The organism is Bradyrhizobium sp. WSM4872, from assembly GCF_055811715.1.
In genome coordinates this window covers 192,959-218,302 of the sequence record NZ_JBVVPT010000009.1, presented here as the reverse complement: position 1 = coordinate 218,302, position 25,344 = coordinate 192,959, and the positions used below count along the sequence as shown (strand labels likewise).

Sequence of the window (25,344 nt, the reverse complement as noted above, 5' to 3'; positions counted from 1 at the left end):
AAATCTAAACGGCGCATTCGCGTGAACGTTCCGGAGGAATCGCAGGAGAATTCTGAACGCCTGTTCAGGTGGGTTAATCGCAGCGCTGTTGTGCGGGTGTTGGCGCGCCTGTCGCGACGTATTTGCCGTCCCTGATCGTGTACTCGCCGCGCTCACTGCGATTGTAGATTGCGCGCAAGCTGCCTTGCTTCGAGAGTAGCAGACCGAACTCGCGGGTCTGTTGCAGCACGGGGAAGTACACCATCACATTGAGCATGCCGTCGGCGTTGACCATCGCCGATACCACTTCGTTTTCGTCCTTGGCCTCGCCAAAATTGCGCCGGTACATCACCCTTCCGTCATTCCGGATCTCGTAAGTCAAGAGCGCGCCCTTGTCACGGTCGGGCCGGACCGCGCAGTCGATCGCCCATGAGCCGAGCAAGCCCCATTGCTCGACGGTCGCCGCAAGCGACTCGGCACCGGCCGCGGGCGTGAACGCAACCCACAGCACTGCTGCCGCGATCGAGCGGCTCAAACAACGTCCCATGTCCTGAAAGGCCCCCACCTGCAAACAATTCCGAAGTGTAGCATCCCGCGCGCGATCGTCCACGCTGACCGCCATTCGCGCGCGAATTTGATCCGCGTCAATGAGGCAGCCGGTTTCCCCGGTAGGATGGCGTTCCCGAAGGCGAAATTGGATAGACCGATGCTGAATCAAGTCAGGGATTTCGCAGGCGAGGTGCTGCCGGGGAGCTGTGCCGTGCCGCCTTATTCCGAGAGCGCGTTTCTGGCCGAACTGGGCGACCGCTTGAAGTCCTCACGCATGCGCTGCGTCCTGTCGCGGCGGGAGCTGGCCCGCCGCTCCGGGATTTCAGAGCGCTACATCGCCCAGATCGAGGCCGGCAAGGGCAACGTCTCGATCGTGCTGCTGCTGCGGCTGGCCTCCGCGATCCACGGCAGCCAGCCCCAAGCGGCTTGACCCTTGAGGTGAACGCGATGGGACAACTCGTCCTGGCAGCCAAGGTCACGCATGTCCCATCGCTGATGCTCTCGGAAAAGCCCGGCAGTCACTTGCGCTCGGCGCGCGAGGCGGCCGTGGACTCGTTGCGCGAGCTCGGTCGGCGGGCGAAAGCACGCGGCGTCACCACTTTCGTGGTGTTCGACACCCACTGGCTCTCCAATTTCGGCTACCACATCAACGCCAACGCGCGGCATTGCGCCTCGTTCACCAGTCACGAGGCGCCGCACATGATTCAGGATCTGAGCTATGATCTGCCGGGCGACACGAGACTCGCCGAAGCAATCGCCGCCGAAGCCGGCGTTGCAGGGCTCGATGTCAACGCGCATCAGGTGCCGAGCCTCGGGCTTGAATATGGCACGATCGTGCCGATGCACTACATGAATTCGGACGGCTTCGCGAGGGTGGTTTCGATCGCCTCGCCGCTGTTCACGTCGTTCGAGGAAAGCCGGACCCTCGGCGAGGCGACGCGCCGTGCCATCGAAAACTCCGGCGAACGGGTTGCGATCCTGGCCAGCGGCTCGCTCTCACATCGGCTCTGGCCCAACAAGAAGTTAGGGCCGGAGGCGTGGACGAGCGTTGCCAGCGAGTTCAACCGCCAGGTCGACCTGCGCGTGCTCGAACTCTGGCAGAGCCGTCGCTACCGCGAATTCCTGGACATGCTTCCGGATTACGCGACCAAGTGCAACGGCGAGGGCGGTATGGCCGACACCATCATGCTGTTCGCCGCCCTTGGCTGGTACGAGTACGATGGCAGGGCCGAGCAGCTCTGCGAATACTTTCCGTCATCCGGCAGCGGCCAGGTCAACGTGGAGTTTCACGTCCCCACGTAAGGCGTCGCCCTCACACCCGCCCCTTCTCCACATTGGCGCTGCGGGCCGGCACGCCGAACTCCTTGCGGCAGATCTCGGCCAGTACGGCGACGCCCTCGCGGATCTGCTGATGGGAGGGGCTCGCAAAGCACAGCCGCAGCCGCGATCTGGAATGGTTCTTGTCAGTCGACCATTCCGGCCCCGGATTGATCGATACGCCGGCGGCAAGCGCGGCCTGATACAGCTTCAGCGTATCCACCTGATCGGGCAGCTTCACCCACAGGAAGATGCCGCCCTTGGGCTCCTCGAACTCGGCGGCCGTCCCGAACTGCTCGTTGACGGCCTCCATCAGGGTGTCGAGCTTGGTGCGCAGCGCCTTCGTCAGCGCCGGCACGTGGGTCGAGAAATGCGGCTTGCAATAGGCGGCGAGCACCATCTGCTCCAGCGCGCCGGAGCCCGCGTCCGTCTTCAGTGCCAGCATCCGCGACATCACATCCCAGGGCGCAACGATGAAGCCGACGCGCAGCGCGGGCGCGATCGACTTCGAGAACGAGCCGATATGGATCACGCCGCCGTTCGGGCTCATCGCATGGATCGCCGGCGGCCGCTGTCCTGACCAGACCAGATCGGCATAGCAATCGTCCTCGAAGATCGGCACGCCGTATTGTGCCGACAGCCGCACCAGCTCCGTGCGGCGGCTCTCCGGCATGATGCTGCCGGTCGGGTTCTGCACCGTCGGAATGGTGTAGATGTATTTCGGCCGGATGCCGCGGCCCTTGAGGTCGGCCAGCGTCGTGGCCAGCACGTCCATGCGCATGCCGTCCTTGTCGAGGGGAATGCCAACCACGTTGACCCCGAGCCGGGCCAAACGTGTCAGCGAGCCCTGATAGCTATCCTGCTCGAAGATCACGGTATCGCCGCGCGTCAGCAGCGTGGCGTTGACGAGGTCGAGTGCCTGCAGCGAGCCGGAGACGATCAGGAGATCGTCGACCGTGCAGTTGATGCCGGCATCGCGCTTGAGCTTCGTCACTAGGAATTCGCGCAAGGGCAGATAGCCCTGGGGACCATGTGCCAGCCCGTAAGTGGCGAGCGAGCGGCCTTCGCGTTGCAGAGCCAAATTGGCCGCCTCGATCAGATGATCGAGCGGCAGCTGCTCGGAGTCGTTGTTGCCGCCGACAAAACTGTATTTGGCGAGGCCCGTCCAGCGCGCAGAGGGGGCCGGCAGCCCTGCGGGAAACAGGGGCGCAAAATCGAAGCTGGACGTCATGGGAGCGTTCCTCGTTCTATTCTTGTCAGGCTGCCGGCTTTGCGCCGGTCAGTCGTGCTTCTTGCTTATTTCCTGCCGACCGTCCGGGTCGGACGGCCCTGGCTGATGAAAGCGTAATGCGCGTTGGCGACGCCGCCAACCATCAAGGCCTCGACAGCAGGCTCGGCGATCTCGCTTGTTGCGGCCCAATCGACGAGGAAATTGGCTCCCGTTCCGCCGCGTACGTCGTCGGTCGGAATGAAGATCGAGACGGTGGCGAGGGGCTTCAACGCGACGGGCGCCTTCAGATAGCTCTCGACCTGCTTGCCCGCGGTGTCGAAATAGGCGATGCGTTTGACCACCAGTGCTTGCGTCTCGGAGGCGTTGTGCACGCTCAGGGTCACCGAGAAGTCGACGCGCAGCTTGCCCTGGCTCATCGCGACGCTGGAATAGGCGGGCACGTAGAATCCGCCGGAAACGGCGAGTTCTTCTTTTGGCAGTGCGGTGAGGGAATCAGCAAAGCTTTGTTCGATATTGACCTTGGATTGAGCGGCTGCCGGTACGGAGGAGGCGAGGGGGCATAGCAGCATTGCAATGGCGAGCCCCATCCGCATGTGACGAATTGCTCGCTTGCCGCGCCGCACTCGATCACTAGGGTGCGGCAAAACGGACCAATCTGGCATGCACGAGCTCATTCGCGACATCACTCTCTGTATCCTGTTTGCCTGGATGCTGGGCCTGCTTGCCCACTTCTCCAGGCAGCCGCTGATCCTGGCCTATCTTATCGCCGGCTTCTGCATTGGTCCATTTGGCGCCGGCTGGGTCAAGTCGCAGGAATCGATCAGCGTCATCTCCGAGCTCGGCCTGATCTTCATGCTGTTCATGATCGGCCTGGAGATCGACCTGAAGAAGATCGTGCGGGCGGGAAAGGTCATCCTGTTCGCGGCAGGCGGCCAGCTCCTCGGCGGCTGCCTGCTCGGGGTGCTGTTCTTCGCCGGCATCGGCCTGTCGCTCGGGGGCGGGCAGTTCGACGCGGTTTATCTCTGCGTCGCTTGCGCGCTGTCGAGCACCGTCATCATCGTCAAGGTGCTCTACGAGAAGCGCGAGCTCGACACGCTGCCGGGCCGCATCACCCTCGGCGTGCTGGTGCTGCAGGACATCTTCGCCATCCTGTTTCTGGCGGTGCAGCCGAGCCTTGCCAATCTGGAAATCAGCGTCATCCTGCTCTCGATCGGGCGCGTCGCGGTGCTGGTCGCCGCCGCCCTGCTGGTGAGCCGCTACGTGCTGCCGCGCCTCTTTCACCAGATCGCCCGCCGCCCCGAGCTGATCCTGCTCGGCGCGCTCGCCTGGTGCTTCCTGGTCGCCGAGACCGCCGAGCGGCTGTCGCTGTCGCGCGAGATGGGCGCCCTGATCGCCGGCGTCTCGCTCTCGACCTTTCCCTACGCGCTCGACGTCACGGCCAAGGTCACCACGCTTCGCGATTTCTTCATCACGCTGTTCTTCGTCGCGCTTGGCATGACCATTCCCGTGCCTGGCCTCTCCGTGATCGGGCTTGCCCTGATGATCGCGGCGTTCACGGTGGTGAGCCGCCTCGTCACCACCTTCGCCCCGCTCTATCTGATGAAGCAGGGGCTGCGCGCCAGCCTGTTGCCGGCCCTGAATCTCGCGCAGATCTCCGAGTTCTCGCTGGTGGTGATCCAGACCGGCGTCGCCGACCACCACATCGCAGCCGAGACGGCGAATGCGGCCTCGTTCGCTTTCGTGGTGCTGGCGGTGCTCTCGACTTTCGTGATGACCCGCAGCGACGAGATCACCCGCTGGGCGATCGGCCCCCTCAAGCGGATCGGCTTGCGCGATCTCGACCACGGCAATGGCCAGGGCGAGGAAGGGCACGAAGGCCACGGCGAGGCGCGCCGCATCGTCATCCTCGGCTTTTTCCGTGCGGCGAGCGCGCTGCTGGCTGAGATTGAACGGCAGGCACCGGTGCTGCTCGAGCAGATCACCGTGGTCGACTTCAACCCGAATGTGTACCAGACGCTGCTTTCGCGCGGCCTGCACGTGATCTATGGCGATATCAGCAGCGCCGACACGCTGCTCCATGCCGGCGTCGGCAAGTCCGAGATGATCATCCTCAGCGTACCGGATGCGCTTCTGAAGGGGGCCAGCAACGAGAAGCTGGTCCGCCACGTCCGCACCCTCAACCCGACCGCCATGATCGTTGCCACGGCCGATCTGTTGTCGGATGTGGACGAACTCTACGCGGCTGGCGCCAGCTATGTCACCGTGACCAGGCTCAGCGACGCCCATGAGCTGTTCACGGTGATCGAGGCCGCCCAAGCCGGCCTGTTGGCCGACAAGCGTGCCGAGCTCGATCAGCGGCTCGGCGAGCGGCGCGAGGTGCTGCCCTGACCGTGCCCGGCCGGCTTCTCACCGGCCTTTTCCGTGCCCATATCCCTGATCTGCCTGGTGCAAGCCGCCCATCGGGCAGGGCTGCGGTCCGGCATATGCGGTTGCGCCGGGGACACTAGCGCCCCGGCCCAAGTCCGGCTAAGCCTCCGGGCCATAACCGATAGAGATTGGGAAATGCCGGATAACGTCCAGGAAGTCTTGCAGGCCTTTGCCCGGGGTGAGCTCGTGGTCGTCACCGACGACGATGACCGCGAGGGCGAGGGCGATCTGATTGTCGCCGCCTCGTTCTGCACCGCCGAGAAGATGGCGTTCATCATCCGCCACACCTCCGGCATCGTTTGCGCGCCGATCACCACCGAAGATGCGCGCCGCCTGCGGCTCGATCCGATGGTGGCCCACAACGATTCCGCGCACACCACCGCATTCACGGTCTCGATCGACTACAAGCCCGACGGCGGTACCGGCATCTCGGCCGAGGAGCGCGCCTCGTGCTGCCGCGCGCTGTCCAATCCCAACGCCGGCGCCAACGACTTCGCCCGTCCCGGCCACATCTTCCCGCTGATCGCCAAGGACGGCGGCGTGCTGCTGCGCTCCGGCCATACCGAGGCCGCGGTCGATCTGTGCAAGCTCTCCGGCCTGCCACCGGTCGGCGTCATCAGCGAGTTGATGAACGACGACGGCAGCGTGATGAAGGGCGAGCAGGTCGCCCGCTTCGCCGCCCAGCACAAGCTCAAGCACGTCACCATCGCCGACATGATCGCCTACCGCCAGGTGCGCGAGAAGCTGATCGAGCGGGTCTCGACCTTCGTCACCGAGAGCCCGATCGGGCCGCTGCAGGGCTATGCCTACCGCTCGCCGTTCGATTCCATCGCCCACGTCGCCTTCGTCTATAACGGCGTCGGCGACGGCAAGAACGTGCTGACACGCTTCCACAAGCCGAACATCGTCAAGGACATCTTCACCGGCCACAAGCGCATGGCGGCGGTGCTCGAGCACTTCAAGAAATCCGGCCGTGGAGTCCTGGTCTATCTGCGCGACGGTGCGGCCGGTGTCCCCGTGGCGCCGCTGCCCGATGAGAGCGCGACCGAGGCCGACCGCAACCGGCAGTGGCGCGAAGTCGGCGTCGGTGCACAGATCCTGCGCGATCTCGGCGTCACCTCGATCCGGCATCTCACCTCCTCGGTGCACGACTACAAGGGCCTTTCCGGCTTCGGCATCGAGATCGTCGCCAACGAGCTGCTCGAAAGCTAGCGCTGTCATCCCGGGGTGCGCGAAGCGTATCCCCCGAGGCGCGCCTCGCAGGTCCCCGGGATTCACGCAGACCCGTACATCTGCAACGCAATTGCACTTGTTGCCGCGGCGCTTTACGTTGTCGGGCAAATTTTGACGGAACCAGACGAAAGGACGTTTCATGACCGCGCGCCCTCAGGCCAAGGACAAGCCGGCTTCGGCTACTTTCCAGTGGGACGATCCGTTCCTGCTCGACGAGCAGCTCACCGAAGACGAGCGCATGGTGCGCGACACCGCGCGCGCCTACGCCCAGGACAAGCTGCTGCCGCGCGTCGCCAAGGCCTATCTCGAAGAGAAGACGGATCGGGAGATCTTCAACGAGATGGGCGAGCTCGGCCTGATCGGGATCACGTTGCCGGAGGAATATGGCTGCGCCAATGCAGGCTATGTCGCCTATGGTCTCGTCGCGCGCGAGATCGAGCGGGTCGATTCCGGCTACCGCTCGATGAACTCGGTGCAGTCCTCGCTGGTGATGTATCCGATCTACGCCTATGGCGACGAGAACCAGCGCAAGAAGTACCTGCCGAAGCTCGCCAGTGGCGAGTGGGTCGGCTGCTTCGGGCTGACCGAGCCTGACGCCGGCTCCGATCCGGCCGGCATGAAAACCCGCGCCGAGAAGGTGTCGGACGGCTATCGCCTGACCGGCAGCAAGATGTGGATATCGAACGCGCCGATCGCCGACGTGTTCGTGGTCTGGGCCAAGTCGGCCGCGCACGACAACCAGATCCGCGGCTTCGTGCTGGAGAAGGGCATGAAGGGCCTGTCGGCACCGAAGATCGGCGGCAAGCTGTCGCTTCGCGCCTCCATCACCGGCGAGGTCGTGATGGAGGGCGTCGTGGTTCCGGAAGACGCGCTGCTGCCCAACGTCTCCGGCCTGAAGGGCCCGTTCGGCTGTCTCAACCGCGCCCGCTACGGCATTTCATGGGGTGTGCTCGGCGCGGCCGAGGACTGCATGCACCGCGCCCGCCAGTACACGCTCGACCGCAAGCAGTTCGGCAAGCCGCTCGCTGCGACCCAGCTCGTGCAGAAGAAGCTAGCGGACATGCAGACCGAGATCGCGCTCGGACTTCAGGGCTCGCTGCGCGTCGGTCGCCTGATGGACGAGGGCAAGTTCGCGCCCGAGATGATCTCGATCATGAAGCGCAACAATTGCGGCAAGGCCCTCGACATCGCCCGCGTCGCGCGCGACATGCACGGCGGCAACGGCATCTCGATCGAGTATCACGTGATGCGCCACGTCCATAACCTCGAGACCGTCAACACCTACGAGGGCACCCACGACGTCCACGCCCTGATCCTGGGCCGCGCGATCACGGGCATTCAGGCGTTTTTCTGAGCAAACCGCCAGAGTGTGGGATGCGACTGAACTCTCCAATTGCGTCATGGCCGGGCTTGTCCCGGCCATCCACGTCTTAGACCACGCGAAGAACGTGGATGCCCGGCACAAGGCCGGGCATGACGAAGTCAGCAAGGTATGAGCAAGCTATGTCCGACAACGACGACGTCCCGTTCAACCGCGACTTTCCGCTGAAGCCCGGCATCGTCGAGGAGGTCCGCCCCGGCGTGCGGCGGGTGCTCTGTAACAATCCGAGCCCGTTCACCTTCACCGGCACGGTGAGCTACATCGTGGGCCGAGGCAACGTCGCGATCATCGATCCCGGTCCGGACGACGAGGCGCATGCGGCGGCGCTGCTCGATGCTGTCAGCGGCGAGACGGTGAGCCATATCTTCGTCACCCACACCCACCGCGACCATTCGCCGAACACCGCGCGGATCAAGCGGGCGACCGGCGCGCCTGTTTACGCCGAAGGCCCGCACCGCGCCTCGCGCCCGCGTTTCGAGAGCGAGAAGCACAACCCGGAATCCGGCGCCGACCGCGACTTCGCGCCCGATATCAGGATCGCCCATGGCGATGTGGTCGAAGGCGACGGTTGGCGGCTCGAGGCCGTGGCGACACCCGGCCATACCGCCAATCACCTCGCGTTTGCCTGGCCCGAGCGAAAATTCAACTTCGTCGGCGATCACGTGATGGGATGGTCGACCTCGATCGTGGCGCCGCCCGACGGCTCGATGATCGACTACATGGAATCGCTGGATCGTCTCGCCGCGCGCGAGGAGGATGTGTATTTCTCCGGCCACGGCCCCGAAATTCCGGACGGTCCGCGCTTCGTGCGCTTCCTGATCCGTCACCGCAAGGCGCGTGAAGCCTCCATCCTGCACCGCCTTGCCAAGGGCGAGACCGACATCCCGACCATGGTCCGGGCGATCTATATCGGCATCGATCCGAGGCTCACCACTGCGGCGGGCTACTCCGTGCTGGCCCATCTGGAAGACCTGGTCGCCCGCGGCGTAGTGGCGACGGACGGCGATCCCGTGATTGGCGGGACCTATCGGATGGCGAACTAGTCTCTCGTCATTCCGGGGCGCGCGTTAGCGCGAACCCGGAATCCATTTATCCCCGAAAGCTGCGGCCCGATGGATTCCGGGCTCGCCGCTTCGCGTCGCCCCGGAATGACAGAATCCTATTTCTTCACCGTCTTCGCCGGCGCCTTCGGCGGCGCCACCGGCGTCTTCTTCACCGGCTTGAGTGCGTCGGCATCGGCGGCGGTGTTGAGATCGTCGATGAATTTTTTCACCCGCGCGGCGTTGCTGCCGAGATCGCTCTCGAAATAGCGCGAGGCGGAGCGGATATCGACGCGGGAATCCTCGCCGTCGGGCACGACCCGGATCGCGATGTCCTCGCGGAAACCCATGATCGGCGAGCGCGCCACCGCCTCGATGCGGCCGATGCGGCGCGGCGGCTGCGGCGCGCGCTCGTCAATCACAAGCCATTTCCGCTTGTTGACCAGCTGAAGCGCGATCGCATAGGCGCGGTCGACCGAAATCTCGAGCTCGATCGGCTCGATATCGGGATAGAATTGACGCTGCTGCTCGGCCGAGTAGAGGCCGGCATACACCGCGGTATTGGCGCCATCGCCGGTGCGCAGGCGGGCCAGTGCGTCGAAGCGCGGCGGGTCGATCGGGTCGGTGGTGATGTCGTGGATCGCCGGCAGCTTGCGGTATTGCAGGCCGAGATAAGCAGGATAGGCGAGGATCGCGCCGTCGATCAGGAAGGCAAGCAGGATGCGCGCCATGCCGCGCGAGCCGTTCTGCCAGATCGCGGCAAAGCCGGCGAGCCCGAACAGGATCGAGAGCGCGGCGATCCCGAGCCCGCCGAAGAAGGTCGCGAGCGCCGGCTTCATCTCCAGGAAGCCGAACCGGACGATGATGATCGAGACCACCACCGCCACCACAGCGAACACGGCCAGATTGCGCGCCCAGCTCGCGAGGCTGGACACGGGCTCCGACTGATAGGGAGCGGAAAACCTGCGGGCCATCGGGTGAGCTCTGCCGGGGTCTTGAGGGCGATGCCGGCCGATCAGGCACGACGATGGGCCGTTGAGACCACGGCCCCGAGGCAAATTCAAGGGTTCCCGGGATGTTACGGCCTGTCATTCCGGGTTCGAGGCCGTTGGCATCGCCCGGAATGACGGTGTTTGGTTTGGCCGCCTACGCCGCCGCGTTCGGGAAGCGGTATTCCTTGAACTGGTCGCGCAGCGCAGTCTTCAGGATCTTGCCCGTTGCCGTATGCGGGATGCCCTCGACGAAGGCAACGTCGTCGGGCATCCACCATTTGGCGATCTTGCCGTCCATGAACTTCAGGATGTCCTCGCGGCTGGCCTGCTGGCCCTGCTTCAGCTGCACGATCAGCAGCGGACGCTCGTCCCATTTGGGATGGAACACCCCGATCACGGCGGCTTCCGCCACGGCGGGATGGCCGACCGCGAGGTTCTCCAGGTCAATCGAGGAGATCCATTCGCCCCCGGACTTGATCACGTCCTTGGAGCGGTCGGTGATCCGCATGTAGCCGGCTTCGTCGATGGTCGCGACGTCGCCGGTGTCGAAGAAGCCGTCCTCGTCGAGAATGTCAGTGTCGACCCGGTAATAGGCCTTGGCGACCGCCGGGCCGGCGACCTTGAGGCGGCCGAAGGTCGTGCCGTCCCACGGCAGTTCCTTGCCCGCATCGTCGGTGATCTTCATCTCGACGGCGAACGGCGCGTAGCCCTGCATCTGGAGCACGTCTAGCCGCGCCTCGCCGGTCGCATTCTGGAACGGCGGCTTCAGCGCCGCGACGCTGCCGATCGGGCTCATCTCGGTCATGCCCCAGGCGTGGCGGACGTTCGAGCCCATGTCGAGGAAGGCCTTGATCATCGAGCGCGGCATCGCCGAGCCGCCGCAGATCACCATCTTCAGATCCGGCAGCTTCAGATTGTTGGCGGTCATGTGCTGGAGCAGCATCAGCCACACCGTGGGCACGCCGGCGGTGTGCGTCACCCTCTCGGTCGAGAGCAGCTCATAGACCGAGGCGCCGTCGAGCTTGGCGCCGGGCATCACGAGCTTGGTGCCCTGCGAGGGCGCGGAGAAGGCGATGCCCCAGCTGTTGGCGTGGAAGAGCGGCACAACGGGGAGCATGGTCTCGGAGGCGCTGGTGCCGAGCGCGTCGACATTGTTGGCCATCAGCGCGTGCAGCACGTTGGAGCGATGCGAATACAGCACGCCTTTGGGGTCGCCGGTGGTGCCTGACGTGTAGCACATCGCGGCCGCCGTGTTCTCGTCAAAGTCCTTCCATTTAAACTTGCCGTCGGCCTCCGCAATCCAGTCCTCGTAGGCGACCACGTTCTTCAGCGTCGTCTGCGGCATGTGCGCCTTGTCGGTGAGCACGACGTAGCGTTCCACGCTTGTCAGCTTGTCGGCGATCTTCTCCAGGACCGGAATGAACGTGATGTCGGTCATCACGATGCGGTCCTGCGCATGGTTGATGATCCAGGCGATCTGCTCGGGGAAAAGGCGGGGATTGACGGTATGGCAGATGGCGCCGATCCCCATGATGCCGTACCAGACCTCAAGATGGCGCCAGGTGTTCCAGGCGATCGTTGCGACACGGTCGCCGAGCTTGATGCCGTCGCGCTCCAGCATCTGCGAGACCTTGAGGGCGCGCTTGTGGATATCGGCATAGGTGGTGCGATGGATCGGTCCCTCGACCGAGCGCGTCACGACCTCCTGCTTGCCATGAATCTTGGCGGCGTGTTCGATGATCCTGTGGCAGAGCAGGGGCCAGTCTTGCATCAAACCAAGCATTCCGTCGTTCCTCCGAGAAGCCGCTGGGCGGATTGTCGCTCTCAGCGTTGGGCCAAAGAATTGTCATGAGTTTTAGCCTGCCCGCCTTTCGCCGCAAATGGTCTTGTCGCGGCTATATGTCCGTCGGCGCGGCCATGGTTACCGTCGCGCTCGGGCTCGCGGACCGGGCAGAGGCGCGCAGATATGGGTCCCCGCTGGATATCTTTGGTATTGCTGCACCACGGCCGCGCGCGACGGTTCATTCTGCCAATATCTCCGGCAAGATCCCGCTCCCAAGGCCTCGCCCTGAGGAGGCCCCCAAGGGATCGGCCAAGGCATCGGAGGAGGCTCCTGCGGAGACCGACGGCAAGCCTTCCACGGAAAGGCCTTCCGCGGACAAACCTGGCGCCACCAAGCCCGCCGAGGCGGCGCCGCCGCCCGAGAAACAGGCCTCGGCGTGCCGCCTCGCGCTGACCGAGGAGATCGCTATCGCGCCCTCGATCCCGGATATCCGCGGCCCTGGCGCTTGCGGCGGCGAGGATCTGGTGCGGCTCGAAGCCATCGTGCTGCCGGACAAGCGCAAGGTGGCGGTCAAGCCGGCGGCGATCCTCCGCTGCACCATGGCGTCCGCGATCGCCGATTGGGTGCGCAAGGACGTCGTGCCGCTGGCCGCGAGCCTCGGCTCGACCATCAGCGATCTCGACAATTTCGACAGCTTCGAGTGCCGCGGCCGCAACCGCGTTGTCGGCGCCATGCTGTCCGAGCACGGCAAGGCCAACGCGATCGATGTGCGCGCCATCAAGCTCGCTAACGGGCAGTCGATCGGCCTGACCGATCGCACCATGTCGCGCGAGTTGCGCGAGCGCGTGCTGCATTCGGTCTGCTCGCGCTTTTCGACCGTGCTCGGTCCCGGCTCGGATTGGTACCACGAGGACCATATCCATCTCGACCTCGCGCAGCGGCGCAACGACTACCGGATCTGCCAGTGGAACGTCTGGGATCCCCTGCCGCAAATTGCCCCGCTGCTGCCGGCCGAACGGCCCGAGGAGGCGCCGCCACGTGAGGTCGCGGCCAAACCCGAAGCCAAGCCCGAAGCAAGGCGTTGATGACGAGGCGGCGGAGACATCTCCCGCGCCTGCGGACAAATCGGAGGCCGAGGGCAACAAAACCCGGCCGCACAAGCCGGCAACAAAAAAGCGCCGGTAAAACCGGCGCTTTTGAATCTCATAGAGATCAGGACGGGATCAGTAGCTGCCCGCCTGGCCAGTTCCGCCGCCGCCGAGCGCGAGGCGCGAATTGTAGGGCGAATCGCCGTGCTTCGGTTCGAGCACCACGACGATGGTGCCGACCTTGACGCGGCCATAGAGGTCGATCGCGTCCTCGTTGGTCAGGCGGATGCAGCCCGAGGAGATCGAGGCGCCGATATATTCCGGCTGATTTGTGCCGTGAATGCGGAACAATGTGTCCTTGCCGCCCGAATACAGATACATCGCCCGCGAACCCATCGGATTGTCCGGACCGGGGGCGACGAAGGTGGGCACGCCCAGGCGCGAAATTTCGCCGGGGGTCGGGTGCCAGGCCGGCCATTCGGTCATGCTGCCAACCTTGGCAATGCCGGACCAGGCCATGGCTTCTTCACCGACGGTGATGCCGTAGCGGATCGCCTTGCCGCCATCCAGGACGTAGTAGAGGTAATGGTTGTCGGAATCGACCACGATCGAGCCCGGCGATTCCTTGCGGTGGTACTCGACGATGGCGCGGCGGAACGGCTCTGCGACCGGGGTGTTCTCGTACCGAACCTTGGCAAGGAGTTCCTTGTCCTTCGGCTTGAAGGCCTTGGTGTCGGTCGCTTCAAAATGCGTGGCCTGCATGCAGCCCGACAGCATCAGGCCAGCGGCCAAAATACCCAGCGTAACTTTCAGCAACGACATGATTTGGTTCCAATCGACAACAACAAGCTTTCGTGGGGCTTGAGCAGGCCCAATTCCACGACTCCGTTGGCCCTATTATCGTTGAAATCTGCCACAATTCCAGCCTTACGAAGCTTCTCCCGCGCTGCAAGACCTTACCTGTGGCTTTTCTGCCGCAAGTTTTGCGGGCCAGAGTCGGTTTCGGGGCAAAACGGGCGCATGTGTCGATTCCATGCCACAGTTGGGCCACGGCGTCGCCACAAATGCAAACGCTCCGTTAATGTGCTTGTCATCATCAACTTGTCAGAATCGCGCTAAGGGCTGTCAGTCTGTCGCAGGCCCCTGCTGGAGTTGTGCATGTTTTCTGTGTTCGTTCCCTCCGAGTCATCCCTCAAGAAGGCCATCGTCGAGGATCTCGCGGCAGTCCCGGAGCATGCGGTCTGGATCGACCTGGTCAACCCGACCGCGGCCGAGGACAAAGCCGTCGAGAAGCTGTCGGGGATCGCAATCCCGACCCGGGAGGACATGCAGGAAATCGAGATCTCCAGCCGCCTCTATATGGAGAACGGCGCGCGCTACATGACCGCGACGCTGATGTGCCACTCCGATACCGATATGCCCCGGACCACGGCGGTGACCTTTATTCTCGGTGACCACCGCCTGGTAACGGTGCGCTATGACCAGCCCAAGCCCTTTGCGCTGGTCGAGGCCAAGCTGGCCCGGTCCTGCGCGCCGGCCATTACCGGCGAGATGGTGCTGATGGAACTGCTCGATGCCGTGATCGACCGCTGCGCCGACATCCTGGAGCGCTGCGGCGCCGAGATCGACCAGGTCTCGCATGACATCTTCGAGCCGGAGAGCGAGCGCCACGGCCACGCCAAGCAATATTCGCAAATCCTGATCTCGATCGGCCGCAAGGGCGATCTGACCTCCAAGGTTCGCGAGAGCCTGGTCTCGATCGGCCGCGTCGTCGCCTTCCTCTCGGCGGTGGTGGAGGGCGTGAAATGGTCGAAGGACATGCGCGAGCAACTCAAGACCATGCAGCGCGACGTGGTCTCGCTGACCGATCACGCCTCCTACCTCTCCAGCAAGATCACCTTCGTGCTCGACGCAATGCTCGGGGTCGTCAATCTCGAGCAGAACAACATCATCAAGCTGTTTTCGGTCATGGCGGTTGTCCTGATGCCGCCGACGCTGATCGCCTCGATCTACGGCATGAATTTCAAGTCGATGCCGGAACTCGAATGGGCGCACGGTTATCCGTTCGCGCTGGTGCTGATGCTGATCGCGGCGATCGTTCCGTACTGGATATTCAAGTGGAAGAAGTGGCTGTAATAGCTACCGAGACCTTACGCGGGAAGCAGAGACACGGTGTCTGGTGTCGCAGAATAGAGCGGGATTGCGGCCGCACGGGGATGTGTGCTCGCCGCCCCAATTCCTCCGGTAAAATTTGAGCGGTGGGCTGAACGTTTGCGCGAAACTTGTCTGCGATAAGGAGCAGGTAAGCCGCGAGGAACAGCCATGGTTGAAAAACACATAACGACGCCCCCCAACGTCATCGATCTGGCGAGCTATCGCCACATCGTGACGAGCGGCAAGGCGTCGTCGATGTCGGCACGCATGTGCCGGCACTGTGGTGCTCCGCTGCTCGACGGTGAGAACGACGACGATTGCTCGACCGCAATCAGCACGGCCGCTCCGCAGCCACGCGAGAGGTCACGTCGGATTCGACTCGATTGAGGAACGGAAGCCAAGGGCGATCCAGGTCTTGCGGCGGCGTTGTCTGGATCGCCTTGCTCCCGTTCCCGTAGCTCTTCCCTACCATTGGATCGTAGTATCTGACGGGAAGGTGGCGGCCCCTGCCAGCCCTCCTTATCTCTATTGGCGTTCGCGGCGGAGCCGATTGGGCTCACGCCCGGTGACGTCGGAGACGCCCATGGGTGTTGGAATCAAAGAACCCACCAGGGCCGGGCGCATGTCCGGCGAGCGCTTCCGTGTGTTCCAGGAAGGTCGGCCGGACCATGAGCGCTGGGAGCTTGTCGGAGGTGTCCCGATGATGATGACGCCGCCAACGATTGCGCATAACCGCATCGCGGGAAATCTTGAGCGTCTGCTCAACGACGCGCTCGCGAGTCACGATCAGAGTCGCATCGCAATGCAGCGTCCCGGCATCGAACTTGGGTCGGGCGAATTCCGCCCCGAGCCGGATGTTGCCGTCATCGATGCGGAGTACGAGCCGGACCAGAGGTTCGTCGAGCGAGCCTATCTGCTGGCAGAGATCGTCTCCGCCAGTGACGACACGCGGGTGCCCGCCACCGAAAAAAGGTGGATCGACGTCAAACGAACCATCTATCTCGCGCACGCGGCCTGCGAAGCGGTGCTCATCATCGAGCAGGACCGGATGGAGGTCCGTCTCGACGCGAGAACGCCGAGTGGCGGGAGCTCGCAAACACTCGGCGGGTCCGAGGAATTGAAGCTGCCCGCATTCGGAGTGCAATGCGCCGTTGCTGATCTCTATCAGGGGACACCGTTACAGCCGCGGCGTGGCCGAAAGCGCCCCGCTTGAAGGGCTCTCAGACTCTCCGTCTTTGTACGATGACGAGAGCTTACACGTGCTGGCCGCCGTTGATGTGGATCTCGGCGCCGTTGACGTAAGACGAGGTGTCCGTGCACAGCACATATATGATCTTGGCGACCTCGTCGGGCGTGCCGAGCCGGTGCATCGGGATCTGCTGGTCGACGATCTTCTCGGTGCCCGGCGACAGGATCGAGGTGTCGATCTCGCCCGGCGCAATCGCGTTGACGCGCACGCCGACGCGGCCAAAATCGGACGCCATCTCGCGCGTCAGGGACGCGAGTGCGGCCTTCGAGGTGGCGTAGGCCGCGCCCGCGAAGGGATGCACGCGCGAGCCCGCGATCGACGTGACGTTCACGACAGAGCCCTTGGCCGTCTTCAGTTCCTCGATCAGCCCGCGCGCCATCATGATCGGCGCGAAGAAATTGACGTTGAACACGTGCGTCCAGGTGTCGAGGTCGGTGTCGATCGAGCCGAGCCTGGAGCCGCCGGCGCCCTTCGGCGAGATTGCGGCGTTGTTGACCAGCGCGTGCAGCATCCCGCCTTCGAGACGGTCGCGGATGTCGGAGATCGCGCGCGTGGTATCGGCGGGGGTGGCGAGGTCGACCTGGATATGGTCCTCAGGGCCCGCGTCCCAAGGACAATCCTCCGGGAACGGATGCCGCGAGCAGGTGATGACGCGCCAGCCGGCCGAGGAGAAACGGATCACGGTGGCATGGCCGATGCCGCGGCTCGCTCCGGTCAGGAGCAGCGTACGGCGCGGCGCATTGGACGACTGCGGCATGGACATCTTTCAGGTTGGAGCATGATCCGGACCCGGAGGGCCGCGTTAGCGCAAAGCGTGCGGCGGCTTTCCGAAAGGATCATGCTCGAACAAAATACTAGGGATACATCCGCGTCTTGGACCATTTCTGGCCGGTCGCGTCACGGCGAAATTCGATGCGGTCGTGCAGACGGAATGGGCGGTCATGCCAGAACTCGATACGCGACGGCGTGATACGCCAGCCGCTCCAGCCCGGCGGCCGCGGCACCTCGCCAATCATGTGCTTGGCGGCGACCTTGGCGATCGCCTGCTCGAAGGCGAAGCGGCTCTCCAGCTCCTGCGACTGCTTGCTCGCCCAGGCGCCGATCTGCGCCTGCTTCGGGCGGGTCGCGAAATAGGCGTCGGCCTCAGCCTCGGTCACCGGCGTCACGTTGCCGCGGATGCGGACCTGACGGCGCAGCGACTTCCAGTGAAAAAGTAACGCCGCCTTAGGATTTGCGGCGAGTTCGCGGCCCTTCTGGCTGGCGATGTGGCTGTAGAAGACGAAACCAGCGGTATCGAAGCCCTTCATCAGCACCATGCGCACGTCCGGCAGGCCATCGGGATCGACAGTTGCGAGCGCCATGGCGTTCGGATCGTTCGGCTCGCTCTTGATGGCTTCGTTCAGCCAGGCCTCGAACAGCGCAAACGGCTCGTCGGCGGCGGTGAAATCACCGGATGTTAAGGGTGTCTGGTGTTTCATCGGGGTCGTGTCGGTCATGTCTGGGGTCCGAGTTGCGTCCTGCGGTCCAAAACGCGTCGTTGTCTGCTACCGCCCTATATAGGGTATGGGGACGCGTTGGCCTATCGGCGATCCGGCCGTCCGGCTTCGTCATGACGATCATTCTGATCGGGCTCGGCACCGGCGGTTGCAGCTTTTCCCGCAATGACAAGAGTGCCTACGCCAAGGCGGACGACAGCGACCTCACCGGCTCGATCGCAATGCCGGCCAAGGCGCCGACCGAGACAGATCTCGCCTTCGCCCGCAACGCGGCCTCCGACGTCCTCAGCAAGAACGACAAGGATTCCAGCCAGCATTGGGAGAATCCGGAAACCGGGGCGCGCGGTTCGGTCACGCCGATCGCGCAATCCTATGCCGCCGAGGACGGCCGCAAGTGCCGCGACTTCCTGGCAAGCTACGTCAACGGCAGCACCGAAAGCTGGCTCCAGGGCGCGGGCTGCCAAAGCAGCCGTGGCAGTTGGGAGATTCATACGCTAAAGCCGTGGCGGAGCTAGGAATCGCTTCACCAGACTAGTTGCAAAAATACCACTCGCCCCCCACATGAAGCTCAGCGGGCGGGGAGCCCTTTGAACAATTCGATTTCTTGAAGGAGACGTGACGGATGCGCGACCCCTATGAGGTCTTGGGGGTGCCGCGGAGCGCCAACGCTGCCGCGATCAAGAGCGCCTATCGCAAGCTTGCCAAGAAGCACCATCCCGACAGCAACAAGAACGACCCGAAGGCGGCCGAGCGCTTCGCTGAGCTCAATTCGGCCAACGAGATCCTCGGCGACGAGGACAAGCGCAAGCAATTCGACCGCGGCGAGATCGACGCCGACGGCAAGCCGCGCTTCCAGGGCTTTCCGGGCGGCGGTGGGCCGCGCGGGCGTGCGGGTCCCGGCGGATTCGAGAGCTATACGTTCCGCGGCGGCGGCGCGGGCCCTGGTCCGGGTGGCGGCGCGTTCGAGGACATTCTCAACAGCATGTTCGGCGGTGGGCCGCGTCCGCGCCCCGGGGCCGGCGGCGGTGCACAGTTCGAATTCGACACCGGCGGGATCGGGCTCGATCTCGACGTCAATGTCGCCATGACCGTCTCGCTGGAGGAGGCGGTGAAGGGCGGCGAGAAGCGCGTTCGGCTGCCGAACGGCAAGGAACTCAACGTCAAGATTCCGGCCGGCGTGACCGAGGGCCAGCAGATCCGGTTGCGGGGACAGGGCGAGAGCGCTCAGGGCCATCCGCCGGGCGATCTCCTGATCACGATCAGCATCGCGCCGCATCCGTTCTTCAAGATCGAGGGCGCTGATCTCAGGATCGACCTGCCGGTCACGCTTTACGAGGCGGTGCTTGGCGGCAAGGTCCGCGTGCCCACCCTCGGCAATGCCGTGGAGCTTTCGGTCCCGCAAAACACCTCCAGCGGCCGGACCTTCCGCCTCAAGGGCAAAGGATTGCCAAAAACTGGCGGAACCGGGGATCTCTTCGTCACTGTCAGGATTATGTTACCGGACGGGAACGATGCCGAGCTTGAAGCATTGATGGAGAAGTGGCGGGACCAGCGCCCCTACAATCCACGTAGCGGGCTTGGCTAACGCATGATCTGGAAAAGTGTGAAGGGGTTCTCCTAAAGACTGAGAGCGTCGTCCATCGGGATGATGCTCATCATATGCCCGAGGCGTGGTAGCCCTTCTTGGCACGTGCTTGACGTGTCGGCTGTCCGGCGGGGCAGCCGATAAAAAGGTGCGGCCTCGAGAGGGGGACCAGCGCGGTACCAAAAACCCCAATCGAGGCCGCCCGCGTCGATCGGCGGATCGAACGCTGCTCATTTTCGCGTGATCATCCGGTGCGATAATGAGACGCGCCGATGTCTTCATTCCAAATTTTCAATGTCGGAATCGAGGCACCGCCATTGCGTGGTTGTCTAGGTGCCGCTTTTCTCTGCCTGGTCGTAGACGGCCTGCGCCACTTTGGTCAGCCGGTCGCGGTCACCGCCACCGCTGACGACGTAGCCGACGCCGCGCTCCGACCAGAACAGCGCCCCGTCCTTGTCCGTTCGGGCGTAGCGCATCTGCGTCGCGCCATTCTCGGTCTTGGCGGTGTAGATCGTGTACCGCTCGCCCGAGGCGCCCTCATACATCAGGAACGACGCCGGCCCGTTTGGCCCCGGCAAAAGCCGGCCACCGACGAGCTTCAGTCCACTCGCCTCCAGGTTCGGTGCAAACACGGTCCAGCCGCAGCGTCTGGTCAGCCAGGCCTGGAGGTGGTCGCGCTCGTTGCCGCCGACCTCGACGGGATGGCGAACCTCGACGACGTAGAGGCGGTGGGCGTCGAGCGCGTCGGTCGTAAAGCTCTGGAAGGTCGAGGGCGCGTTGGCGGCACCGTGCGCCAGCCAGCCGGCGGTGCCGCCGGCGAGGAAGGCCACCAGCACGGCCGCGGCGGCGCCATACAGCCAGTGCCGCGGGCGGCGCTCCAGCCGTTCGAGCTCCAGCCGCGCCGGCACCGGCTCCTGGGCGACGGAATCGTAGCGGGCGTGCAGCATCTCGGCCATGGCACGCCAGGACTGCACGCGCTCGGCATCCTCAGGCTGCGCGGCAAGCCAGCCCTCGACATCGGCGCGGCGCTCGGCCGGCAGCTCGCCGTCGACATAGGCGTGCAGTTCGTCCTCGGTCACTGGGATCTTGCGGTCGTTCATATCGATCGTCTCTGGCTCTGCGGCCCAAAATGTTTTTCGTGGTTCAACTGCGTCGCTTCCCATGCCATGCAGGAGAAGCGACCGGGGCGATGCATCAATCCTGCCATCATTTCACCCGCCTGAGCGCCGGGCGCTCACCCTCCAGCGAGGCTTTGACGTGGGCGCGGGCGCGTGCCAGGCGCGACATCACGGTGCCGATCGGCACGCCCTGGATGTCGGCGACCTCGCGGTAGCTCATGCCCTCCAGCATCACCAGCAGCAGCACCGAGCGTTGCTCCTCGACGAGCGTCGCCAGCGCCCTCTCGATATCGCGCCCTTCGGCTTCGGTCCCGCTGGCATCCGGATTGTTCTCCGTCAGCTGCATGAATTGCGGCCGCCGTGCCAGCGAGCGCCGCCGGTTCTTGTTCAGGTTGGTCAGGATCGTATAGAGCCAGCTCCTGACGTCGCCCCCGAGGAAGAGACGCTCCGAACGCAGCGCCCGCACCAGCGTATCCTGCACCAGATCGTCGGCCGCATCCGCCTCGCGCGTAAGCGCGCGGGCGTAGCGGCGCAACGCCGGGATCATGGCTTCAACGCTCTGGCGAAACGCACTCATTGCGGTCTTGACGTCCTGATGTTCGGCGCGAGCGCCACAACGATCATAACACCCGAGCGGAACGGCTATTCCGGCGCTTGAAACAGCGTTAACGCCGCGTATTAGGACTGTACCGCAAGGGAGGGCTGGTGTACCTCCAAACCTCACCGGGAGCTCGACGGGACGTTAGCAAATGGCGCAGAATTCAGGTCTGATGCAGGGCAAGCGGGGCGTGGTCCTCGGCGTTGCCAACAACCGCTCGATCGCCTGGGGCATTGCCAAGGCATGCCACGCGGCCGGCGCCGAGCTCGCCTTCACCTATCAGGGCGATGCGCTGAAGAAGCGCGTCGAGCCGCTCGCCGCCGAGATCGGCGGGCTCGTGCTCGGCCATTGCGACGTCACCGATGCCGCGACCATCGATGCGGCCTTCGCGGTGCTGAAGGAGAAGTGGGGCAAGATCGACTTCCTGGTGCATGCGATCGCCTATGGCGAGCAGCTCGACGGCCGCTACGTCGACACCACGCAGGAGAATTTTTCGAAGTCCCTGCTGATCTCCTGCTACTCGTTCACGGCCGTGGCGCAGCGCGCCGAGAAGCTGATGGCCGACGGCGGCTCGCTCATCACGCTCAGCTATTACGGCGCCGAGAAGTGGATGCCGCATTACAACGTCATGGGCGTTGCGAAAGCGGCGCTCGAAGCGAGCGTGCGTTACCTCGCCGCCGATCTCGGCGAGAAGAACATCCGCGTCAACGCGATCTCCGCGGGGCCGATCAAGACCCTCGCGGCGTCCGGCATCGGCGATTTCAGATATATCCTGAAATGGAACGAAGCCAACGCACCGCTGCGGCGCAACGTCTCCACGGAAGACGTCGGCGGCAGCGCGCTGTATTTCCTCTCCGACCTCTCGCGCGGCGTCACCGGCGAGGTGCACCACGTCGATTCCGGCTATCACGTGCTCGGCATGAAGCGCCCGGACGCGCCGGACATTTCGTTCGGCGGGAAGGACTAACTTTCACCCAGCAATGCCCGTGCCCACGATCTATTACCTTCGCCACGGCGAGACCGAGTGGAATGCGCTCGGGAGGCTTCAGGGCATCAAGGACATTCCGCTGAACGCACGCGGTCGCGGTCAGGCTGTGCAGGCCGGCGGCATTCTCGCCGATCTCTTCAAGCGCGAGGGCCGCGACAAGGCCGCGTTACCCTACGTGTCGAGTCCGCTTGGCCGCGCGCGAGAGACCATGGAACTGGCGCGGAGCAAGCTCGAACTGCTGACTGCGGACTATACGCTCGACGATCGCCTGCGTGAGATCGGCTACGGCTCCTGGGAGGGACTGACGCTGGCCGAGAGCGAGGCCTCCGATCCCGAGATCTACGCCCGGCGCCTCGCTGACAAATGGACGGTGGGCCCCGCGGGCGGGGAGACTTACGCCGATGTCCAGGTCCGCGTGCGCGCCTGGTACGACCAGCTCCGGACCGACACCGTCGCGGTCGCCCATGGTGGGACCTGCCGGGCCCTGATGGTTTCACTCGGCCTGGAGACGCCGGCGAGCGCCGCCGAACTCTACATCGAGCAGGGCGCCGTCTACGTGTTCCGGGACGGGCGACTGGAGAAGTTCAGTTAAGGCGGCTCGCTTCCGCGTCCTCCGCCGTCATGCCCGGGCTTGTCCCGGGCATCCACGCCCTTTTTGCGCTTGTGGGCCAAGAACGTGGATGGCCGGGACAAGCCCGGCCATGACGACTGTGTCGGGCATTTGACCCCAATTTCAGGGCGAGTTAAGTCAGCACTGACTTACGAGTTAGATACGAATGTCCTTCAACACCTTCGGCCATATGTTCCGCGTCACGACCTTCGGCGAGAGCCATGGGGTGGCGATCGGCTGCGTGGTCGACGGCTGCCCGCCCATGATCCCGCTCGTCGAGGCCGACATCCAGGGCGACCTTGATCGCCGCCGGCCCGGCCAGTCGCGCTTCACGACCCAGCGTCGGGAAGCGGACCAGGTCAAGATCCTGTCCGGCGTGATGGCGCATCCCGAGACCGGCGTGCAGGTGACGACGGGCACGCCGATCGGGCTCCTGATCGAGAACACCGACCATCGCTCGAAGGACTATTCCGAGATCAAGGACAAGTTTCGCCCTGGTCATGCCGACTTCACCTATGAAGCGAAGTACGGCCTGCGCGACTATCGCGGCGGCGGCCGCTCGTCGGCGCGCGAGACCGCGACGCGCGTCGCCGCCGGCGCGATCGCGCGAAAGGTGCTGCCCGACGTGAAGGTGCGCGGCGCGCTGGTGCAGATGGGGCCGCACAAGATCGACCGCGCGAAGTGGGATTGGGACGAGATCGCGAAGAATCCGTTCTTCTGCCCCGACAAGGACAAGGCCGCGTTCTTCGAGACCTATCTCGACGGCATCCGCAAGAGCGGCTCCTCGATCGGCGCGGTGATCGAGGTCGTCGCCGAAGGTGTGCCGGCCGGCCTTGGCGCTCCGATCTACGCCAAGCTCGATTCCGAGCTCGCCTCCGCAATGATGAGCATCAATGCGGTGAAGGGCGTCGAGATCGGCGCCGGCTTTGGCGCGGCCGAGCTGACCGGCGAAGAGAACGCCGACGAGATGCGCACCGGCAATGACGGCACGCGTTTTCTGTCCAATCATGCCGGCGGCGTGCTGGGCGGCATCTCCACGGGGCAGCCGGTGGTGGTGCGTTTCGCGGTCAAGCCGACCTCGTCGATCCTGCAGCCGCGTCTCACCGTCGATCGCAACGGCGCCGACACCGAGATCATGACCAAGGGCCGCCACGATCCCTGCGTCGGTATCCGCGCCGTTCCCGTCGGCGAAGCCATGATGGCCTGCGTGCTGGCGGATCATTTCCTGCGCGACCGCGGCCAGGTCGGGCGCTAGCGTTGCGCGAGGCGCTTGTATCGCGCCACTAGCCCACCGCGCAGCTTGACGATCCCACAACTTCGTCCGCAAATGCCGACATGGAAAGCTCCGAGCTCCAACGTATCACCAGCTGGCTGATCGACGGCGCCTGGTCGTCGAAGACCCCGGCCGAGATGACGGCGGAAGCCTGCGAACGGATGGTCGCGGCCGGTCTGCCGCTATGGCGGTTCGGCATCTTCATCCGCACGCTGCATCCCGAAATTTTCGGCCGCAACTTCATCTGGCGGGAGGGCGAGGAGGTCGAGATCGGCACGGTCGATTTCGAGATCCTGGAGACGCCGGAATTCGCCAGAAGTCCGCTGCGGGTCGTGTTCGAGCAGGGACTTGAGGTGCGGGGACGCATGGACGATCCCGGCAGCAAGCATTTCCCTTTTTTCGACGACATGCGTGCCGAAGGCGTAACCGACTACGTCGCGACGCCAATGCAGTTTCTCGACGGCTCGGTCCACGCGACGAGCTGGACCACGCGCCATCCAGGCGGCTTCAGCGATGACCAAATCGCGGCGATTCACGCGATCATCAAACCGCTCGCGCGCATCACCGAGATCATCAGCCTGCGCCGCACCGCCGAGATGCTGCTCGACACCTATGTCGGCAATCGTGCCGGCGCGCGCATCCTTGGCGGTCAAATCCGCCGCGGCCACAACGACACCATGCAGGCTGCGATCTGGCTCTCCGATCTGCGCGGCTTCACCGCACTGTCGGACCGGCTGCCGGCCGAGACCGTGGTCGAGATCCTCAACCATTATTTCGACTGCCAGGTCGCCGCGATCCGCGGCCATGGCGGCGAGGTGCTGAAGTTCATGGGCGACGGCCTGCTCGCGGTATTCCCCATCGACGAATATGTCGGCGATGCCGCGCATGTCTGCACGCGGGTGCTGGAGGCGGCGCGCGAATCCCGCGCCAGCGTCGAGGCGCTCGCGTATCCTGTCGGCGACGTCGTCGAACGCTTCCGCTTCGGCGTCGCGCTTCACGTCGGCAACATCCTCTACGGCAATATCGGCGGCGGCAACCGCCTCGATTTCACCTGCATCGGCCCCGCCGTGAACCTTGCCGCCAGGCTCGAGAAGATCACGGGTCGCCTGGGACGGACCGTCGTCGCCTCGGAGGGCTTCGCCAATGTCTGTCGCCACGACTGGCACGAACTCGGCGAATTTCCGATTGCGGGCTTCTCAAAGGCGCAGCGCGTGTACGGGCTGACTGAGGAGACGCCGGCGCTAGTCGACTGA

25 protein-coding genes and 1 pseudogene are annotated in these 25,344 nt (G+C 64.4%); 16 read left to right on the top strand and 10 right to left on the bottom strand.

The window, feature by feature from the left end; genetic code table 11:
- Window positions 1–73 precede the first annotated feature (73 nt).
- Window positions 74–601, bottom strand: a complete 528-nt coding sequence (locus tag AC0L3C_RS15680; RefSeq protein ID WP_473408406.1) for a hypothetical protein — start codon at window positions 599–601, stop codon at window positions 74–76.
- 84 nt (window positions 602–685) lie between these two features.
- Here AC0L3C_RS15680 and AC0L3C_RS15675 point away from each other — a divergent pair, with 84 nt between their 5' ends.
- A complete protein-coding gene (locus AC0L3C_RS15675; RefSeq protein ID WP_473408405.1) occupies window positions 686–958 on the top strand; it encodes a helix-turn-helix domain-containing protein in 273 nt (90 codons plus the stop codon).
- A 17-nt stretch (window positions 959–975) separates the two neighbouring features.
- Window positions 976–1,830 (top strand): 3,4-dihydroxyphenylacetate 2,3-dioxygenase, encoded by an 855-nt coding sequence (gene hpaD / locus AC0L3C_RS15670; protein WP_473408404.1) that lies wholly within the window; start codon window positions 976–978, stop codon window positions 1,828–1,830.
- A gap of 10 nt (window positions 1,831–1,840) precedes the next feature.
- Here hpaD and AC0L3C_RS15665 read toward each other — a convergent pair whose 3' ends face one another.
- Both AC0L3C_RS15665 and AC0L3C_RS15660 read right to left on the bottom strand, forming a co-directional pair.
- Complete coding sequence (locus AC0L3C_RS15665; protein WP_473281453.1) at window positions 1,841–3,076, bottom strand: aminotransferase-like domain-containing protein; 1,236 nt, start codon at window positions 3,074–3,076, stop codon at window positions 1,841–1,843.
- A gap of 65 nt (window positions 3,077–3,141) precedes the next feature.
- Window positions 3,142–3,669 (bottom strand): DUF3124 domain-containing protein, encoded by a 528-nt coding sequence (locus AC0L3C_RS15660; RefSeq protein ID WP_473265166.1) that lies wholly within the window; start codon window positions 3,667–3,669, stop codon window positions 3,142–3,144.
- A 67-nt stretch (window positions 3,670–3,736) separates the two neighbouring features.
- On the opposite strand from AC0L3C_RS15660, the gene AC0L3C_RS15655 reads away from it, so the two are divergent.
- The 4 genes from AC0L3C_RS15655 to AC0L3C_RS15640 all read left to right on the top strand — a co-directional run bounded on the left by AC0L3C_RS15655 (window position 3,737) and on the right by AC0L3C_RS15640 (window position 9,160).
- The gene (locus AC0L3C_RS15655) at window positions 3,737–5,464 is read left to right on the top strand and encodes a cation:proton antiporter domain-containing protein (protein WP_473265167.1); all 1,728 of its coding nucleotides are present in this window, start codon (window positions 3,737–3,739) and stop codon (window positions 5,462–5,464) included.
- 174 nt (window positions 5,465–5,638) lie between these two features.
- Window positions 5,639–6,715, top strand: coding sequence for a 3,4-dihydroxy-2-butanone-4-phosphate synthase (gene ribB, locus AC0L3C_RS15650; RefSeq protein WP_007607359.1), 1,077 nt, complete (start codon window positions 5,639–5,641; stop codon window positions 6,713–6,715).
- A gap of 160 nt (window positions 6,716–6,875) precedes the next feature.
- A complete protein-coding gene (locus AC0L3C_RS15645; protein WP_473408403.1) occupies window positions 6,876–8,090 on the top strand; it encodes an acyl-CoA dehydrogenase in 1,215 nt (404 codons plus the stop codon).
- A gap of 149 nt (window positions 8,091–8,239) precedes the next feature.
- Window positions 8,240–9,160, top strand: coding sequence for an MBL fold metallo-hydrolase (locus AC0L3C_RS15640; RefSeq protein WP_007594719.1), 921 nt, complete (start codon window positions 8,240–8,242; stop codon window positions 9,158–9,160).
- A 116-nt stretch (window positions 9,161–9,276) separates the two neighbouring features.
- On the opposite strand, the gene AC0L3C_RS15635 is transcribed toward AC0L3C_RS15640, so the two are convergent.
- Complete coding sequence (locus AC0L3C_RS15635; protein WP_007594716.1) at window positions 9,277–10,131, bottom strand: DUF1499 domain-containing protein; 855 nt, start codon at window positions 10,129–10,131, stop codon at window positions 9,277–9,279.
- A gap of 172 nt (window positions 10,132–10,303) precedes the next feature.
- Entirely contained in the window at window positions 10,304–11,932 is a 1,629-nt protein-coding gene (locus tag AC0L3C_RS15630) for a fatty-acid--CoA ligase (protein WP_473265168.1), read from the bottom strand.
- A gap of 65 nt (window positions 11,933–11,997) precedes the next feature.
- Between AC0L3C_RS15630 and AC0L3C_RS15625 the strand changes: the two are divergent.
- Window positions 11,998–13,117: pseudogene (locus AC0L3C_RS15625) on the top strand (extensin family protein).
- Between the two features lie 38 nt (window positions 13,118–13,155).
- Here AC0L3C_RS15625 and AC0L3C_RS15620 read toward each other — a convergent pair.
- A complete protein-coding gene (locus tag AC0L3C_RS15620) occupies window positions 13,156–13,842 on the bottom strand; it encodes a L,D-transpeptidase (protein ID WP_007594711.1) in 687 nt (228 codons plus the stop codon).
- A gap of 336 nt (window positions 13,843–14,178) precedes the next feature.
- On the opposite strand from AC0L3C_RS15620, the gene AC0L3C_RS15615 reads away from it, so the two are divergent.
- From AC0L3C_RS15615 to AC0L3C_RS15605, 3 genes are all read left to right on the top strand, one after another.
- The gene (locus tag AC0L3C_RS15615; RefSeq protein WP_473265170.1) at window positions 14,179–15,156 is read left to right on the top strand and encodes a magnesium transporter CorA family protein; all 978 of its coding nucleotides are present in this window, start codon (window positions 14,179–14,181) and stop codon (window positions 15,154–15,156) included.
- A 186-nt stretch (window positions 15,157–15,342) separates the two neighbouring features.
- Window positions 15,343–15,561, top strand: coding sequence for a hypothetical protein (locus AC0L3C_RS15610; RefSeq protein WP_473265171.1), 219 nt, complete (start codon window positions 15,343–15,345; stop codon window positions 15,559–15,561).
- Between the two features lie 196 nt (window positions 15,562–15,757).
- Window positions 15,758–16,387 (top strand): Uma2 family endonuclease, encoded by a 630-nt coding sequence (locus AC0L3C_RS15605; RefSeq protein WP_473281439.1) that lies wholly within the window; start codon window positions 15,758–15,760, stop codon window positions 16,385–16,387.
- 40 nt (window positions 16,388–16,427) lie between these two features.
- Here the strand turns inward: AC0L3C_RS15605 and AC0L3C_RS15600 are convergent, their stop codons facing one another.
- Together AC0L3C_RS15600 and pdxH are read right to left on the bottom strand one after the other, a co-directional pair.
- Window positions 16,428–17,180 carry an SDR family NAD(P)-dependent oxidoreductase gene (locus AC0L3C_RS15600; RefSeq protein WP_473265173.1) on the bottom strand — a complete coding sequence of 251 codons (753 nt, stop codon included), beginning with the start codon at window positions 17,178–17,180 and terminating at the stop codon, window positions 16,428–16,430.
- Between the two features lie 97 nt (window positions 17,181–17,277).
- Window positions 17,278–17,919 (bottom strand): pyridoxamine 5'-phosphate oxidase, encoded by a 642-nt coding sequence (gene pdxH / locus AC0L3C_RS15595; RefSeq protein WP_473408402.1) that lies wholly within the window; start codon window positions 17,917–17,919, stop codon window positions 17,278–17,280.
- Window positions 17,920–18,032: 113 nt separating this feature from the next.
- Here pdxH and AC0L3C_RS15590 point away from each other — a divergent pair, with 113 nt between their 5' ends.
- Window positions 18,033–18,434, top strand: a complete 402-nt coding sequence (locus AC0L3C_RS15590; protein ID WP_473265174.1) for an RT0821/Lpp0805 family surface protein — start codon at window positions 18,033–18,035, stop codon at window positions 18,432–18,434.
- 107 nt (window positions 18,435–18,541) lie between these two features.
- Window positions 18,542–19,504, top strand: a complete 963-nt coding sequence (locus AC0L3C_RS15585; protein WP_473265175.1) for a DnaJ C-terminal domain-containing protein — start codon at window positions 18,542–18,544, stop codon at window positions 19,502–19,504.
- Window positions 19,505–19,833: 329 nt separating this feature from the next.
- Here AC0L3C_RS15585 and AC0L3C_RS15580 read toward each other — a convergent pair whose 3' ends face one another.
- Entirely contained in the window at window positions 19,834–20,604 is a 771-nt protein-coding gene (locus AC0L3C_RS15580) for an anti-sigma factor family protein (protein ID WP_473265176.1), read from the bottom strand.
- 106 nt (window positions 20,605–20,710) lie between these two features.
- Window positions 20,711–21,199 (bottom strand): sigma-70 family RNA polymerase sigma factor, encoded by a 489-nt coding sequence (locus tag AC0L3C_RS15575; protein WP_007594679.1) that lies wholly within the window; start codon window positions 21,197–21,199, stop codon window positions 20,711–20,713.
- Between the two features lie 172 nt (window positions 21,200–21,371).
- On the opposite strand from AC0L3C_RS15575, the gene fabI reads away from it, so the two are divergent.
- The 4 genes from fabI to AC0L3C_RS15555 all read left to right on the top strand — a co-directional run bounded on the left by fabI (window position 21,372) and on the right by AC0L3C_RS15555 (window position 25,344).
- Complete coding sequence (gene fabI / locus AC0L3C_RS15570; RefSeq protein WP_473265177.1) at window positions 21,372–22,187, top strand: enoyl-ACP reductase FabI; 816 nt, start codon at window positions 21,372–21,374, stop codon at window positions 22,185–22,187.
- A gap of 13 nt (window positions 22,188–22,200) precedes the next feature.
- A complete protein-coding gene (locus AC0L3C_RS15565; RefSeq protein WP_473408401.1) occupies window positions 22,201–22,800 on the top strand; it encodes a histidine phosphatase family protein in 600 nt (199 codons plus the stop codon).
- Window positions 22,801–22,984: 184 nt separating this feature from the next.
- Window positions 22,985–24,073 carry a chorismate synthase gene (aroC, locus tag AC0L3C_RS15560; RefSeq protein ID WP_473408400.1) on the top strand — a complete coding sequence of 363 codons (1,089 nt, stop codon included), beginning with the start codon at window positions 22,985–22,987 and terminating at the stop codon, window positions 24,071–24,073.
- 80 nt (window positions 24,074–24,153) lie between these two features.
- Window positions 24,154–25,344, top strand: coding sequence for an adenylate/guanylate cyclase domain-containing protein (locus tag AC0L3C_RS15555; protein ID WP_473265180.1), 1,191 nt, complete (start codon window positions 24,154–24,156; stop codon window positions 25,342–25,344).